Here is a 16,132-nt window from a genome sequence, read left to right as displayed (position 1 = left end):
TCGGTATAAATGACCCATTCTAATAGGAGGTGTCATCATGAGCAAAGCAATCGAAAACAAACAAGTACAAGTTCAAGAGATTACTGAAAAATTCCAAGGCGCTGCTTCTGTAGTAGTTGTGGATTACCGTGGTCTTAATGTTGCACAAGTAACAGAGCTTCGTAAACAACTTCGTGAAGCTGGCGTTGAGTTCAAAGTTTACAAAAACACTTTAACTCGTCGTGCTGCTGAAGCTGCTGGCCTTGAAGGAATCAACGACGTATTAGTTGGTCCTAACGCAATTGCGTTCTCAAATGAAGATGTTGTAGCGCCTGCTAAAATCATCAACGAGTTCGCTAAGAAAAACGAAGCTTTAGAAATTAAAGCTGGTATTATTGAAGGTACTATTTCTTCTGTTGAAGATGTTAAAGCACTTGCAGAACTTCCATCACGCGAAGGTCTACTTTCTATGCTTTTATCTGTACTTCAAGCTCCAGTGCGTAACTTCGCACTTGCAACAAAAGCTGTTGCAGAACAAAAAGAAGAACAAGGCGCGTAATTTAGTACGCACTGAAACTTCTGCGGCCTGATCGCAAAAAAAATAAAACATTATCCAATTAGGAGGAAATTATAATGAATAAAGAGCAAATCTTAGAAGCTATCAAAGCTATGACAGTTCTTGAATTAAACGATTTAGTAAAAGCTATCGAAGAAGAATTCGGTGTAACAGCTGCTGCTCCAGTAGCAGTAGTTGCTGGTGGTGCTGCTGCAGCTGAAGAAAAAACTGAATTTGACGTAGTATTAGCATCTGCTGGTGCAGAAAAAATCAAAGTAATCAAAGTGGTTCGTGAAATCACTGGTTTAGGTCTTAAAGAAGCTAAAGAAGTAGTAGATAACGCTCCTAAAGCTCTTAAAGAAGGCGTTTCTAAAGATGAAGCTGAAGAAATCAAAGCTAAACTTGAAGAAGTTGGCGCATCTGTAGAAGTTAAGTAATCTCGCGTTACTTTTTAACAAAAGGAAAGCTCGTCATTTTGGCGAGCTTTTTTCTTCATTCTGAGGAGGCGTGAAAATGTCAGATCACTATTATACAAGTAAGCCTCAAACTGAAAGTAAACCACGTCACTGGACATTCAAGTTACTAGGGCATACGTTTTCATTTGAAACGGATGCAGGTGTATTTAGTAAAAGCGAAGTAGATTTTGGATCCCGTGTTTTAATAGACGCTTTTCAAATGCCTGATATTGATGGTGCGATTTTTGATGTAGGTTGTGGATATGGTCCGATAGGGTTATCAATTGCCAAAACTAATCCAGACCGTACCGTTTTTATGATGGATATAAATGAACGTGCAGTTGCGCTTTCGCAAAAAAATGCGCAAGTGAACGGTGTTCAAAATGTGCGAATATTTGTGAGTGACGGCCTATCGATGGTTGATAAAGATGTAGATGCAGCAGCTATCTTAACGAATCCACCAATTCGTGCGGGGAAGGAAACGATTTTCCGCTTTTACGATGGAGCTTACGATCGGCTAGTGTCTTCGGGTGAACTCTGGGTAGTCATTCAGAAGAAACAAGGAGCGCCATCGACAGTAAGTTACTTAGAAGAAAAGTTTTCAGAAGTCGATGTAGTAGAAAAGAAAAAAGGGTACTGGATAGTACGCGCAAAAAAATAAATGAAATATGTATAATTTATTGACTTGACAAATCGGCTATGATAATATGATACAATGCAAAAATATTATTTTGAGGTCGTATGCCCTTTTTGTATAGAAATGTTTTAATATGGGTATACTTGCCAAGATAAGTTTAGTTAACCGAAAATGAGATCTTTTTGAAGACTCGTTTTCTTTTTGTCTTTCGAAATCATACACTATTTGTATGATTTTGCAAAGACCTAATATCGCTTTATTGAGGGGTGAATGAGTTGACAGGTCAACTAGTTCAGTACGGACAACACCGCCAGCGTAGAAGCTTTGCGCGTATTAAAGAGGTGCTTGAGCTTCCAAATCTGATTGAGATTCAAACGGCGTCTTACGAGTGGTTCCTTGAAGAAGGTTTACGTGAAATGTTCCGTGACATTTCGCCGATCGAGGACTTTACAGGTAATCTTTCATTAGAATTCATCGATTATTCATTAGGTGAGCCTAAATATGATGTTGATGAGTGTAAAGAGCGAGATGTTACTTACGCAGCTCCATTACGTGTGAAAGTACGTCTTTACAACAAAGAAACAGACGAAGTGAAAGAACAAGATGTCTTCATGGGTGATTTCCCGTTAATGACAGAAACAGGTACGTTCATTATCAACGGTGCTGAACGTGTTATCGTTTCACAATTAGTTCGTTCACCAAGTGTGTATTTCCATGATAAAACTGATAAAAACGGTAAAAAAGGTTTTGGAGCTACAGTTATTCCAAACCGCGGTGCTTGGTTAGAGTATGAAACTGATGCAAAAGACGTAGTTTATGTGCGAATTGATCGTACTCGTAAGCTACCAGTAACAGTGTTACTGCGTGCATTAGGTTTCGGTTCAGATCAAGAAATTATCGATATTATCGGTGATAACGAGTATCTACGTAATACGTTAGAAAAAGATAACTCTGAAAGTACAGAAAAAGCACTTTTAGAAATCTACGAACGTTTACGTCCAGGTGAGCCACCAACAGTAGAAAGTGCGAAGAGTTTATTATACTCTCGTTTCTTCGATGCTAAACGTTATGATTTAGCGAATGTTGGTCGCTACAAAATGAATAAAAAGCTTCACATTAAAAATCGTTTATTCAACCAAACGATTGCTGAAACGCTTGTAGATCCAGAAACAGGCGAAATTTTAGTAGAAAAAGGTACAGTACTAGATCGTCGTACTTTAGATAAAATTCTACCTTACCTAGAAGATTCATCAAAAGGTATTGGTTATCGCACTTTATCACAAGTCGGTGGAGTGCTTGAAGATGATGTAACTATCCAATCTATTAAGATTTATGCTCCAAAAGATGAAGCGCAAAAAGAAATTAATATCATTGGTAATGCGTACATTGATGAAGAAGTGAAGAATATTACTCCTGCTGATGTTTTATCTTCAGTAAGCTATTTCTTCAACTTACTTTACCAAGTAGGAGCAACGGATGATATTGACCATTTAGGTAACCGTCGCCTACGTTCTGTTGGTGAGTTACTACAAAACCAATTCCGTATCGGTTTGTCTCGTATGGAACGTGTAGTACGTGAGCGTATGTCAATTAACGACACAGCTGCGATCGTACCACAGCAATTAATCAATATCCGTCCAGTGATTGCGTCAATTAAAGAGTTCTTCGGAAGCTCTCAATTATCACAATTCATGGACCAAACAAACCCATTAGCAGAGTTAACGCATAAACGTCGTCTATCTGCATTAGGTCCTGGTGGTTTAACGCGTGAGCGCGCTGGTTTCGAAGTACGTGACGTTCACTATTCTCACTATGGTCGTATGTGTCCAATCGAGACACCAGAGGGTCCAAACATTGGGTTAATCAACTCATTATCTTCATTTGCCAAAGTAAATAAATTTGGTTTCATTGAGACACCTTATCGTCGTATTGACCACGAAACAGGTCGAGTAACGGAGCAAATTGATTATTTAACAGCTGATGAAGAAGATAACTACTATGTAGCACAAGCAAATTCACCGTTAAATCCAGATGGTACTTTTGCTAATGATGAAGTAGTAGGTCGTTTCCGTGGGGATAACACGGTATTCAATAAAGCGCAAATGGACTACATGGACGTATCTCCTAAACAAGTTGTCTCTGCAGCGACTGCGTGTATCCCGTTCTTAGAAAACGATGACTCGAACCGTGCACTTATGGGTGCCAACATGCAACGTCAAGCAGTTCCACTTCTTAACCCAGAAGCACCATTCGTTGGTACTGGTATGGAACATGTTGATGCGCGTGATTCTGGTGCAGCTGTAGTAGCGAAGTATGATGGTATTGTTGAGCACGTTGAAGCTCGCTCTATCCATGTTCGCCGCATTGAAGTTGTAGACGGCAAAGAGGTTAAAGGCGATTTAACGAAATATAAATTACAAAAGTTCATTCGTTCTAACCAAGGTACTTCTTATAACCAACGTCCACTTGTAAAAGTAGGCGAACGTGTGAAACCTCGTGATATTTTAGCAGATGGTCCATCAATGGAAAAAGGCGAACTAGCTCTTGGACGTAACGTACTGGTTGCATTCATGACTTGGAACGGCTTTAACTATGAGGATGCTGTTATTATGAGTGAGCGCCTTGTAAAAGACGATGTCTATACATCTGTTCATATTGAAGAATATGAATCAGAATCTCGTGATACAAAGCTTGGACCAGAAGAAATCACTCGTGATATTCCAAACGTCGGAGAAGATGCACTTCGTAACCTAGACGAACGTGGTATTATCCGTATTGGTGCGGAAGTACGTGACGGTGATATTCTTGTAGGGAAAGTAACGCCTAAAGGGGTTACAGAATTAACTGCTGAAGAGCGTTTATTACATGCAATCTTCGGTGAAAAGGCTCGTGAGGTTCGTGATACTTCATTACGTGTACCACACGGTGCTGGCGGTATCATTCTTGATGTTAAAGTATTTAACCGTGAAGATGGCGATGAATTACCACCAGGTGTTAACCAATTAGTTCGTGCTTACATTGTTCAAAAACGTAAAATTCGTGTTGGGGACAAAATGGCCGGACGTCATGGTAACAAAGGGGTTATCTCTCGTATCTTACCAGAAGAAGATATGCCATTCATGCCAGATGGCACGCCTGTTGATATCATGTTAAATCCACTTGGTGTACCTTCTCGTATGAATATCGGACAAGTTTTAGAGTTACACTTAGGTATGGCTTCTCGTTACCTAGGCGTTCACATGGCAACACCAGTATTTGATGGTGCTAATGAAGAAGACGTTTGGGAAACTATGGAAGAAGCTGGAATGAACCGTGATGGTAAAACAATCCTGTATGATGGCCGTTCTGGTGAACCATTCGATAACCGTGTATCAGTTGGTATCATGTATATGATTAAACTTGCTCACATGGTTGATGATAAACTTCATGCACGTTCAACTGGTCCTTACTCACTTGTTACGCAACAACCACTTGGTGGTAAAGCGCAATTTGGTGGACAACGTTTTGGTGAGATGGAGGTATGGGCACTTGAAGCATATGGTGCTGCGTATACACTTCAAGAAATCTTAACGGTTAAATCCGATGACGTTGTTGGTCGTGTGAAAACATATGAAGCCATCGTTAAAGGTGAAAGTGTACCAGAGCCAGGTGTTCCTGAGTCATTCAAAGTATTGATTAAAGAACTTCAATCTCTTGGTATGGATGTTAAGATGTTAACAGTTAATGATGAAGAAGTAGAGCTTCGCGATTTAGACGAAGAAGACGATCTTCAGCCAGCTGATGCACTTAACATTGCACCACAGCCAGATACAGAAGAAGAGCCAGTAGAGTCTTTTGAATAATGGAAAACCAAATTCACAAATGTGAATAAGGTCAAACTTATTTTTCAAATTAGCCGGGCAGGATTTAACGCCCTGCCTGGCTTTTTCTTTTAATAAATCATTCTATTTTTAATCCTTTGCCAAAGAGGCAATCTTTGCAAACGATTATCGAGCTGCGTAAAAGAGTCTTTATAAAGACCTATACTAGAGGGAGGTAGGCTCCTTGATAGACGTTAATGAATTTGAATATATGAAAATTGGTTTAGCATCACCTGACAAGATTCGTTCTTGGTCATATGGAGAGGTTAAAAAACCTGAAACAATTAACTACCGTACACTAAAACCAGAAAAAGATGGTTTATTCTGTGAGCGTATTTTTGGTCCAACTAAGGACTGGGAGTGTCATTGTGGGAAATATAAACGCGTGCGCTATAAAGGCGTAGTTTGTGATCGCTGTGGTGTTGAAGTAACGCGTGCTAAAGTTCGTCGTGAACGTATGGGACATATCGAATTAGCAGCACCAGTTTCTCATATCTGGTACTTCAAAGGTATTCCTAGCCGTATGGGTCTAATTTTAGATATGTCACCTCGTGCCCTTGAAGAAGTTATCTATTTCGCTTCATACGTTGTGATCGATGCAGGTGCTACTAATTTAGAAAGTAAACAATTACTTTCTGAAAAAGAGTATCGTGCATACCGTGAAAAATTCGGTAACACATTCGAAGCATCAATGGGTGCAGAAGCAATCAAAAAATTATTAGGTAAAATTGACCTAGAAGATGAAACACAATCTTTAAAAGAAGAGTTAAAGTCTGCTCAAGGTCAAAGACGTACTCGTGCCATTAAACGTCTAGAAGTTGTTGAATCTTTCCGTAACTCAGGCAACTCACCTGAATGGATGATTCTAGATGTACTACCTGTTATTCCACCAGAGCTTCGTCCAATGGTGCAATTAGATGGTGGTCGTTTCGCGACTTCAGATTTAAACGATTTATACCGTCGTGTAATTAATCGTAATAACCGTTTAAAACGTTTATTAGACTTAGGTGCTCCAAGCATCATCGTACAAAATGAAAAACGTATGTTACAAGAAGCTGTTGACGCATTAATCGATAATGGTCGTCGCGGACGTCCTGTAACTGGTCCTGGTAACCGCCCGTTAAAATCACTTTCACATATGTTGAAAGGTAAACAAGGTCGTTTCCGTCAAAATCTACTTGGTAAACGTGTTGACTATTCTGGTCGTTCCGTTATCGTAGTAGGTCCAAACTTAAAAATGTACCAATGTGGTTTACCAAAAGAAATGGCTATCGAATTATTCAAGCCATTCGTTATGAAAGAATTGGTAGAGCGCGGCCTTGCTCATAACATTAAATCTGCTAAACGTAAAATTGAACGTTTAAATAACGACGTATGGGACGTTTTAGAAGATGTTATCCGTGAGCATCCAGTATTACTAAACCGTGCACCAACGCTTCACCGTCTTGGTATTCAAGCATTTGAACCAACACTAGTTGAGGGTCGTGCTATTCGTCTTCACCCATTAGTATGTACAGCCTACAACGCTGACTTCGATGGTGACCAAATGGCGGTTCACGTACCATTATCAGCAGAAGCTCAAGCTGAAGCTCGACTTTTAATGCTTGCTGCACAAAACATTCTGAATCCAAAAGACGGTAAACCTGTTGTAACACCTTCTCAAGATATGGTATTAGGAAACTACTACTTAACACTTGAACGTGAAGGCGCACGCGGTGAAGGTACTGTTTTCTATGGTCCAAATGAAGTTTTAATTGCATATGATACTGGACATGTACACTTGCATACACGTATCGCGATTAAAGCAAGCTCATTAAATAATCCAACATTCACTGAAGAACAAAATAATATGTTCTTATTAACAACTGTTGGTAAAGTAATCTTTAATGAAATCTTGCCAAAATCATTCCCTTATATTAATGAGCCAACTGATTTCAACTTAGAGCAAGTAACACCAGAAAAATACTTCGCTAAATTAACAATTGATGAAGAAACGCTTAAAGAGCTTGAATCAGATAGTGCTTATAATAACTTAGATGAAAAAGGGAAAATTGATGCACAACGTACAGCTGTATTGCGTAAATACTTTGCATCAGTACCAGTTGTAAATCCATTCCGTAAGAAATTCTTAGGAAATATCATTGCTGAAGTATTTAAACGTTTCCACATTACTGAAACATCTAAAATGCTTGACCGTATGAAAAACCTAGGTTTCAAATATTCAACACGTGCAGGTATTACAGTAGGTGTATCTGATATCGTGGTATTACCTGATAAAGGTGAAATTTTAGCAGAAGCTCAAGAGAAAGTAGATAAAGTTCAAGCGCAATTCCGTCGTGGTTTCATTACTGAGGATGAGCGTTATGATCGTGTAATCTCAAGCTGGAGTGCTGCAAAAGATGAAATTCAAGCGAAACTGATGAAGTCACTTGAGAAAACAAACCCAATTTTCATGATGTCTGATTCAGGTGCCCGTGGTAACGCATCTAACTTTACTCAGTTAGCTGGTATGCGTGGTCTGATGGCCAACCCGGCTGGTCGTATTATCGAACTTCCAATCAAATCTTCCTTCCGTGAAGGTTTAACAGTATTAGAGTACTTCATCTCGACACACGGTGCTCGTAAAGGTCTTGCCGATACAGCCCTAAAAACTGCCGATTCAGGTTACTTAACGCGTCGTCTTGTTGACGTTGCGCAAGATGTTATCGTCCGTGAAGATGACTGTGGTACTGACCGTGGCTTAACGATCGGTGCATTAATGGAAGGCACTGAATTAATCGAGGCTCTAGATGAACGTATTGTTGGTCGTCATACGAAGAAAACAATCTTCCACCCTGAAACTGGTGAAGTTATTCTTGCAAAAGACGGTTTAATCGATCAAGATATCGCTCGTGCAATTATCGATGCTGGTATTGAAGAAGTGACAATCCGTTCAGCATTTACATGTAATACAAAACACGGCGTTTGTAAAAAATGTTACGGCATGAACTTGGCGACAGGTGAGAAGGTTGAAGTTGGGGAAGCAGTTGGTATTATTGCTGCTCAATCAATCGGTGAACCAGGTACACAGTTAACAATGCGTACATTCCATACAGGTGGGGTTGCCGGAGATGATATTACACAAGGTCTTCCACGTATCCAAGAGATCTTTGAAGCACGTAATCCAAAAGGTCAATCTGTTATTTCAGAAATCGCTGGTACGGTTTCAGATATCACAGAAATTCGTGAAGGCTTAAAAGAAATTACAATTCAAGGTGACGTAGAAACTCGTAAGTATCAAGCACCTTATAACGCACGTTTGAAAGTTATCGAAGGTGATAATGTAGAACGTGGTCAAGTTTTAACAGAAGGTTCTATCGATCCAAAACAATTGCTAAAAGTCAAAGACGTCTCAACTGTTCAAGAATATTTATTAAAAGAAGTTCAAAAAGTATACCGTATGCAAGGGGTAGAAATTGGGGATAAACATATCGAGGTAATGGTTCGCCAAATGCTTCGTAAAGTTCGTGTAATTGAAGCTGGAGATACAGAATTACTGCCTGGCTCATTACTAGATATCCACCAATTCACAGAGGCAAACGTAGACGCTGTTATGAATGGCAAAAACCCTGCAACTTGTCGACCTGTTATCCTTGGTATTACAAAAGCTTCTCTTGAAACAGAATCATTCTTATCTGCAGCATCGTTCCAAGAAACAACACGTGTGTTAACAGATGCAGCAATTAAGGGTAAACGTGACGAGCTTCTTGGATTAAAAGAAAACGTAATTATTGGTAAACTTGTTCCTGCAGGTACTGGTATGCAACGTTATCGTCAAATCCGCATCGAAAAAGATGAGCTTGACACAGAAGTCGTTTCTGCTGAATAAACATTAAAATTAGGCCGAAGAGATGCATATTTTCATCATCTCTTCGGACTTTTTCAAGATATTAGTTGACAGTGTAAATGAGTAATGATAATATATTGAAGGTTGATAGTTAACTGTCTGTACTTCGGAGGATATGCAAATGTCTTATGATAAAGTAAGGGCTAGTCAAACAATCATAGGTACAAAGCAAGCAGTAAAAGCAATGCGAGCTGGTTCAGTGAAAGAACTTTTTGTGGCACTTGATGCAGACAATTGGGTAACCGATTCGGCCATATCTTTCGCGAGAGAAATCGGTATACCAGTTATTCTTGTCGAGTCCAAAAAGGAACTGGGCAAAGCCTGTGGAATCCATGTTGGAGCTGCGGTAGTTGCGATTACTGTAGAGTAGTTTTTGTGTAAAATGCACAAAGACTTTGTTTTTACCCAAAAAATGAACCACCTGGATGTGTGGTATTAAAAAAGAAGGAATGAAGGGAGGAAAAATCGATGCCTACAATTAACCAATTGGTACGTAAGCCTCGTAAATCTAAAATCACGAAATCAAATTCACCAGCGTTAAACAAAGGATATAACTCATTTAAAAAATCTTTAACTGATGTTAAATCTCCACAAAAACGTGGTGTTTGTACTCGTGTAGGTACAATGACGCCTAAAAAACCAAACTCAGCGTTACGTAAATACGCTCGTGTACGTTTAACTAACCAAATCGAGGTTACAGCGTACATTCCTGGTGAAGGCCACAACTTACAAGAGCACAGTGTTGTTCTTATCCGTGGCGGTCGTGTAAAAGACTTACCGGGTGTTCGTTACCATATCGTTCGTGGTGCTCTTGATACTGCTGGTGTAAACGGTCGTATGCAATCACGTTCTTTATACGGTACAAAACGCCCTAAAGAAAAAAAATAATTTAAATCCTACAATATATTTACTCAATGAAAGGAGGAAAACACATGCCTCGTAAAGGTCCTGTTTCCAAACGTGACGTGTTACCAGATCCAATTTATAATTCAAAACTAGTAACTCGTTTAATCAATAAAATGATGATTGATGGTAAAAGAGGTACTTCTCAAAAGATTTTATACGGTGCGTTCGAACTAGTTAAAGAACGTTCTGGTCAAGATCCAATCGAAGTATTCGAAGCTGCTCTAAATAACGTAATGCCAGTTCTTGAAGTACGTGCTCGCCGTGTTGGTGGTTCTAACTACCAAGTACCAGTTGAAGTACGCCCAGAACGTCGTACAACTTTAGGTCTTCGTTACCTAGTTAACTATTCTCGTCTTCGTGGTGAAAAAACTATGGAAGAGCGTTTAGCTAACGAAATCCTTGATGCTTCTAACAACACTGGTGCATCAGTTAAGAAACGTGAAGATATGCACAAAATGGCAGAAGCGAACAAAGCATTCGCTCACTACCGTTGGTAATCTAAACATAGCATAAGCCCAATATGGAAGGAGAAATACCTAATGAAACGCGAATTCTCACTAGAGAATACTCGTAATATTGGGATCATGGCTCACATTGATGCTGGTAAAACAACAACAACTGAGCGTATCCTTTATTACACAGGTAAGATTCACAAAATCGGTGAAACTCATGAAGGCGCTTCTCAAATGGACTGGATGGAGCAAGAGCAAGAACGTGGTATCACAATCACTTCTGCTGCGACAACAGCTCAATGGAAAGGCAACCGCGTAAACATCATCGATACTCCTGGACACGTAGACTTCACTGTAGAAGTAGAACGTTCTTTACGTGTACTTGACGGCGCAGTAACTGTACTTGATGCTCAATCTGGTGTTGAACCTCAAACAGAAACTGTATGGCGTCAAGCTACAACTTACGGTGTACCACGTATCGTATTCATTAACAAAATGGATAAAATGGGTGCAGATTTCCTATATTCTGTAGGTACTTTACACGAGCGTTTACAAGCAAATGCTCATCCAATCCAATTACCAATTGGTGCGGAAGATGAGTTCAAAGCTATTATTGACCTAGTTGAAATGGATGTAACTTACTACGATAACGAAGAAGGTACAGCATTACGTGAAGGTCAACCAATTCCTGAAGAATTCCAAGCGCAAGCTGAAGAATACCGTGAGAAGTTAATCGAAGCAATCGCTGAAGTTAACGAAGAAATCATGGAAAAATACTTTGCTGGTGAAGAAATTACAAAAGAAGAGCTTAAAGCGGCTATCCGTAAAGCGACAATCGCTGTAGAATTCTACCCAGTAATCTGCGGTACAGCATTCAAACACAAAGGTGTTCGTAAAATGCTTGACGCGGTTATCGACTACTTACCATCTCCAGTTGATGTACCTGCTATTAAAGGTACAACTCCAGATGGTGAAGAAACTGAACGTCCATCATCAGACGATGCGCCATTCTCAGCTTTAGCATTTAAAGTTATGACTGACCCATTCGTAGGTAAATTAACGTTCTTCCGTGTGTACTCTGGTGTTCTTGAATCAGGTTCATACGTACAAAACTCTTCAAAAGGTAAACGTGAGCGCGTAGGTCGTATCCTACAAATGCACGCAAACAGCCGTGAAGAGATTTCAAAAGTATTTGCTGGTGATATCGCAGCTGCTGTAGGTCTTAAAGATACAACAACTGGTGACACTCTTTGTGAAGAGAAAAACCTTGTTATCCTTGAGTCTATGGAGTTCCCAGAACCAGTTATCTCTCTTTCTGTAGAACCAAAATCAAAAGCTGACCAAGATAAAATGGGTCAAGCTTTACAAAAACTACAAGAAGAAGATCCAACATTCCGTGCACATACAGACCAAGAAACTGGTCAAACAATTATCTCAGGTATGGGTGAGCTTCACCTTGATATCTTAGTTGATCGTATGCGCCGTGAATTTAAAGTAGAAGCTAACGTAGGTGCTCCAATGGTATCTTACCGTGAAACATTCCGTGGCTCTGCTCAAGTTCAAGGTAAATTCACTCGTCAATCTGGTGGTCGTGGTCAATACGGTGACGTATGGATCGAGTTCTCTCCAAATGAAGAGGGTAAAGGCTTTGAATTCGAAAATGCTATCGTTGGTGGTGTAGTACCACGTGAATATATTCCAGCTGTAGAAGCAGGTCTTCGTGACTCGCTTGACCGCGGTGTAATCGCTGGTTACCCATTAATCGACATCAAAGCGAAATTATTCGATGGTTCATACCATGATGTTGACTCAAACGAAATGGCATTTAAAATCGCTGCATCTATGGCACTTAAAGCTGCTGCATCAAAATGTAGTCCAGTTCTTTTAGAGCCTATGATGAAAGTTGAAGTTGTAATCCCTGAAGAATATCTTGGTGATATCATGGGTAACATCACTTCTCGCCGTGGTCGCGTAGAAGGTATGGAAGCTCGCGGTAACGCTCAAGTTGTTCGTGCGATGGTTCCACTTTCAGAAATGTTTGGATATGCAACAACTTTACGTTCTGCAACGCAAGGTCGTGGTGTATTCTCAATGGTATTCGATCATTATGAAGAAGTACCAAAATCAATCTCTGAAGATATCATCAAAAAAAATAAAGGTGAATAATTGAAATTTCATCTTGCATAAAGTATAACTAATTTGTAAGCTATGATTGCAGGATAGGGGATGGGCCCGTTCTCTATCAGCATTCATTCTATAAATTTTAAATCTAAAACATACAATTTTGAGGAGGCAATCTCTAATGGCTAAAGAAAAATTTGACCGTTCTAAAACGCATGCTAACATTGGTACAATCGGACACGTTGACCATGGTAAAACTACTTTAACTGCTGCAATCGCTACAGTTCTTTCTAAAAAAATGGGTGGTACAGCTAAATCTTACGCTGATATCGATAACGCTCCAGAAGAAAAAGAACGTGGTATCACAATCAATACTTCTCACGTAGAATACGAAACAGAAACTCGTCACTATGCACACGTTGACTGCCCAGGACACGCTGACTATGTTAAAAACATGATCACTGGTGCTGCTCAAATGGACGGCGGTATCTTAGTAGTATCTGCTGCTGACGGCCCAATGCCACAAACTCGTGAGCACATCCTTTTATCACGTCAAGTAGGTGTTCCTTACTTAGTAGTATTCATGAACAAATGTGATATGGTTGACGACGAAGAATTATTAGAATTAGTAGAAATGGAAATCCGTGATCTACTATCTGAATATGACTTCCCAGGTGACGATATTCCTGTAATTAAAGGTTCTGCTCTTAAAGCTCTTGAAGGTGAACCAGAATGGGAAGAAAAAATCGTTGAATTAATGGACGCTGTAGATTCTTACATCCCAACTCCAGAACGTCAAACTGACAAACCATTCATGATGCCAGTAGAGGACGTATTCTCTATTACTGGTCGTGGTACAGTTGCAACTGGCCGTGTTGAACGTGGTCAAGTTAAAGTTGGTGACGTAGTTGAAATCATCGGTATCGCTGAAGAAGCTAAATCTACTACTGTAACTGGTGTAGAAATGTTCCGTAAATTATTAGACTATGCTGAAGCTGGTGACAACATCGGTGCTTTACTACGTGGTGTTGCTCGTGAAGAAATCCAACGTGGTCAAGTATTAGCTAAACCAGGTTCAATTACTCCACACACTAACTTCAAAGCTGAAGTTTACGTTTTATCAAAAGAAGAGGGTGGCCGTCATACTCCATTCTTCTCTAACTACCGTCCTCAGTTCTACTTCCGTACAACTGACGTAACAGGTATCTGTAACTTACCAGAAGGCGTTGAAATGGTAATGCCTGGTGATAACATCGAAATGACAGTTGAACTTATCGCTCCAATCGCTCTTGAAGAAGGTACTAAATTCTCTATCCGTGAGGGTGGCCGTACTGTAGGCGCTGGCGTAGTTGCTTCTATCCAAAAATAATTTTAACTCTCGTTAATTTTAAACCAATCTGTAGGGACGCCTACAGATTGGTTTTTTGTGTTAAAATAAAGAAAAATTAGAGTTTTAATTAGTGTATGTGTACATAACGGTAAGCATGTCATCTAGGGTAAATAATTAAAGGGAAAGGGGAATTGACTATGGACATGAAAATTTTGCTGATTGAAGATGATCCTTCTATTTTTAGTATGATTCAAGAACGATTTGAACAGTGGTCATTACACGTTGTTGGACCTAAAAATTTTCAAAAGGTGATGGATGACTTTATAGAGGAGAAGCCACATCTCGTGTTAATTGATATTCAATTGCCTGCCTATGACGGCTTTCATTGGTGTCGTGAAATTCGTCATTTATCCAAAGTGCCAATCCTATTTCTTTCTTCCCGAGATCACCCGATGGATATGGTAATGGCTATGCAAATGGGAGCAGATGATTTTATTCAAAAGCCTTTTCATATGGAAGTTTTACTCGCAAAAGCACAGGCTATTTTACGTAGAACCTATGATTACGTTGAAGAGAAAATGAATGTTACACGTTTTAACGATGCCATCATCGATTATGCAAGAAGTGAAATTATGTATAATGGTGTCATTGCTTCCTTAACAAAAAATGAACTTTTCATTTTAAGAATATTAGTGGAACAGGCTAATCAAATAGTTTCAAGAGATGAGTTAATGAGAAAACTATGGGATGACGAACGTTTTGTAAACGATAATACTTTGTCGGTCAATGTTAATCGGTTACGTACAAAGCTAGAGGATATTGGTTTACATGAAGTAATACTGACAAAAAAGGGACTTGGTTATATGGCAGTAAGCTGAGGGACGTGAGGGAAGTTGTTATTATTATTTATTAGAGAACGCTTTGCTTGGATAGTTTTTTTTATTTTTACTTTGATAATACTAAATGTACTATTCTCTCTTGACGTTGGTTTAAATGGAGTGTCTATTTGGTATGTGAATATTAGTTTGCTTATTAGTTTTATACTCTTTTTGGGGTATCGCTATGTCATCGAAGTTGGGAAATTAAAAGATTTCCTGGGAAATATGGATAGCTATCTTGATGATGCACATAGAAATAGTTTAGCTTTATCTCCTTTTCAAGAAGTATACTTTCGAAAAATGGAAGATATCCTTTTTGAAAAGAATATGGAGTTAAATCTAGCCAAAGTGCAGCTACAGGAATATTCAGATGAGCTATTAGCTTGGGTTCATGAAGTAAAAGCTCCTTTAACTGCTATTAATTTAATGTTTGAACATATTGAGGATTTACAGCTACGTCGAAAATTAGAGAATGAATGGCTAAGACTGCATCTTTTGGTTGATCAACAACTGCATCAAACAAGATTATCTTCTATTGAAAAGGATAATTATTTAAATGAGATTGAACTAAAGCCCATTGTTTATAAAGAAATCAGAGCTATGCAAGCCTGGTGTCTTGAGAGAGGCATTGGCTTTGAAATTGCTGAACTTACTGAGACAGTTTTGACAGATGGCAAGTGGCTAGCATTTATTATTCGACAAATTCTTTCAAATGCCATCAAGTATAGCCCAGCGAATTCTGAGATAACAATCTTTGCAGAACATGATTCTACAGGTGCTACATTACTACATATTAAAGATATAGGTAGGGGTATACCTTTAGAGGATTTACCTAGGATTTTTCAAAAATCTTATACAGGAACAGCGGGAAGGGAATCCTCTCAGTCTACAGGTATGGGTCTTTATTTAGCATCTAATGTAGCCCATAAAATTGGTATTCGTATTAATGTTCAATCTAAAGTTGGTGAAGGCTCACTATTTACACTACGTTTCCCCTTACAAAATGAATATGCGAAACTAAAAGGTAGATGACGAAAATGTCACCTACCTTTTTATATTGTCATGTAAAACG

General features: G+C 39.2%; 12 protein-coding genes and 1 other annotated feature (1 of these 13 only partly in view). All 12 genes read left to right on the top strand.

Going from position 1 to position 16,132, the window contains the following annotated elements:
- Nucleotides 1-5, top strand: a sequence feature (ribosomal protein L10 leader region); it begins 141 nt to the left of the window's first position.
- A 32-nt stretch (nucleotides 6-37) separates the two neighbouring features.
- The gene (gene rplJ, locus MKZ14_RS22080; protein ID WP_004233596.1) at nucleotides 38-538 is read left to right on the top strand and encodes a 50S ribosomal protein L10; all 501 of its coding nucleotides are present in this window, start codon (nucleotides 38-40) and stop codon (nucleotides 536-538) included.
- A gap of 74 nt (nucleotides 539-612) precedes the next feature.
- A complete protein-coding gene (rplL, locus tag MKZ14_RS22075) occupies nucleotides 613-972 on the top strand; it encodes a 50S ribosomal protein L7/L12 (RefSeq protein ID WP_004233598.1) in 360 nt (119 codons plus the stop codon).
- 76 nt (nucleotides 973-1,048) lie between these two features.
- Nucleotides 1,049-1,651 carry a class I SAM-dependent methyltransferase gene (locus tag MKZ14_RS22070; RefSeq protein ID WP_036077767.1) on the top strand — a complete coding sequence of 201 codons (603 nt, stop codon included), beginning with the start codon at nucleotides 1,049-1,051 and terminating at the stop codon, nucleotides 1,649-1,651.
- Nucleotides 1,652-1,893: 242 nt separating this feature from the next.
- Nucleotides 1,894-5,469, top strand: a complete 3,576-nt coding sequence (gene rpoB / locus MKZ14_RS22065; protein WP_176408505.1) for a DNA-directed RNA polymerase subunit beta — start codon at nucleotides 1,894-1,896, stop codon at nucleotides 5,467-5,469.
- A gap of 202 nt (nucleotides 5,470-5,671) precedes the next feature.
- Nucleotides 5,672-9,355: a DNA-directed RNA polymerase subunit beta' gene (gene rpoC, locus MKZ14_RS22060; protein WP_036077765.1), complete on the top strand. Its 3,684-nt coding sequence runs from the start codon at nucleotides 5,672-5,674 to the stop codon at nucleotides 9,353-9,355.
- 139 nt (nucleotides 9,356-9,494) lie between these two features.
- Complete coding sequence (locus MKZ14_RS22055; protein WP_004233607.1) at nucleotides 9,495-9,743, top strand: ribosomal L7Ae/L30e/S12e/Gadd45 family protein; 249 nt, start codon at nucleotides 9,495-9,497, stop codon at nucleotides 9,741-9,743.
- Nucleotides 9,744-9,841: 98 nt separating this feature from the next.
- Nucleotides 9,842-10,261, top strand: coding sequence for a 30S ribosomal protein S12 (rpsL, locus tag MKZ14_RS22050; protein ID WP_004233609.1), 420 nt, complete (start codon nucleotides 9,842-9,844; stop codon nucleotides 10,259-10,261).
- Between the two features lie 44 nt (nucleotides 10,262-10,305).
- Nucleotides 10,306-10,776: a 30S ribosomal protein S7 gene (rpsG, locus tag MKZ14_RS22045; RefSeq protein WP_004233610.1), complete on the top strand. Its 471-nt coding sequence runs from the start codon at nucleotides 10,306-10,308 to the stop codon at nucleotides 10,774-10,776.
- A 42-nt stretch (nucleotides 10,777-10,818) separates the two neighbouring features.
- Nucleotides 10,819-12,897 (top strand): elongation factor G, encoded by a 2,079-nt coding sequence (fusA, locus tag MKZ14_RS22040; RefSeq protein WP_016993310.1) that lies wholly within the window; start codon nucleotides 10,819-10,821, stop codon nucleotides 12,895-12,897.
- A gap of 136 nt (nucleotides 12,898-13,033) precedes the next feature.
- Complete coding sequence (gene tuf, locus MKZ14_RS22035) at nucleotides 13,034-14,221, top strand: elongation factor Tu (protein WP_004233614.1); 1,188 nt, start codon at nucleotides 13,034-13,036, stop codon at nucleotides 14,219-14,221.
- Nucleotides 14,222-14,379: 158 nt separating this feature from the next.
- On the top strand, nucleotides 14,380-15,060 hold the full coding sequence (locus tag MKZ14_RS22030) for a response regulator transcription factor (protein WP_339280502.1): 681 nt from the start codon (nucleotides 14,380-14,382) through the stop codon (nucleotides 15,058-15,060).
- Nucleotides 15,061-15,075: 15 nt separating this feature from the next.
- A complete protein-coding gene (locus MKZ14_RS22025) occupies nucleotides 15,076-16,092 on the top strand; it encodes a sensor histidine kinase (RefSeq protein WP_339280501.1) in 1,017 nt (338 codons plus the stop codon).
- The last annotated feature ends 40 nt before the right edge of the window (nucleotides 16,093-16,132 follow it).

The sequence above is a fragment of the Lysinibacillus sp. FSL P2-0066 genome, from assembly GCF_037969495.1.
Taxonomy (GTDB): Bacteria; Bacillota; Bacilli; order Bacillales_A; family Planococcaceae; genus Lysinibacillus; species Lysinibacillus boronitolerans.
This window is presented reverse-complemented; position numbering and strand designations above follow the sequence as displayed.

Coding starts and splice junctions, on each gene's coding strand:
- rplJ (WP_004233596.1), top strand. CDS start 38: ATGAGCAAAGCAATCGAAAACAAACAAGTACAAGTTCAAGAGATTACT.
- rplL (WP_004233598.1), top strand. CDS start 613: ATGAATAAAGAGCAAATCTTAGAAGCTATCAAAGCTATGACAGTTCTT.
- MKZ14_RS22070 (WP_036077767.1), top strand. CDS start 1,049: ATGTCAGATCACTATTATACAAGTAAGCCTCAAACTGAAAGTAAACCA.
- MKZ14_RS22055 (WP_004233607.1), top strand. CDS start 9,495: ATGTCTTATGATAAAGTAAGGGCTAGTCAAACAATCATAGGTACAAAG.
- rpsL (WP_004233609.1), top strand. CDS start 9,842: ATGCCTACAATTAACCAATTGGTACGTAAGCCTCGTAAATCTAAAATC.
- rpsG (WP_004233610.1), top strand. CDS start 10,306: ATGCCTCGTAAAGGTCCTGTTTCCAAACGTGACGTGTTACCAGATCCA.
- fusA (WP_016993310.1), top strand. CDS start 10,819: ATGAAACGCGAATTCTCACTAGAGAATACTCGTAATATTGGGATCATG.
- tuf (WP_004233614.1), top strand. CDS start 13,034: ATGGCTAAAGAAAAATTTGACCGTTCTAAAACGCATGCTAACATTGGT.
- MKZ14_RS22030 (WP_339280502.1), top strand. CDS start 14,380: ATGGACATGAAAATTTTGCTGATTGAAGATGATCCTTCTATTTTTAGT.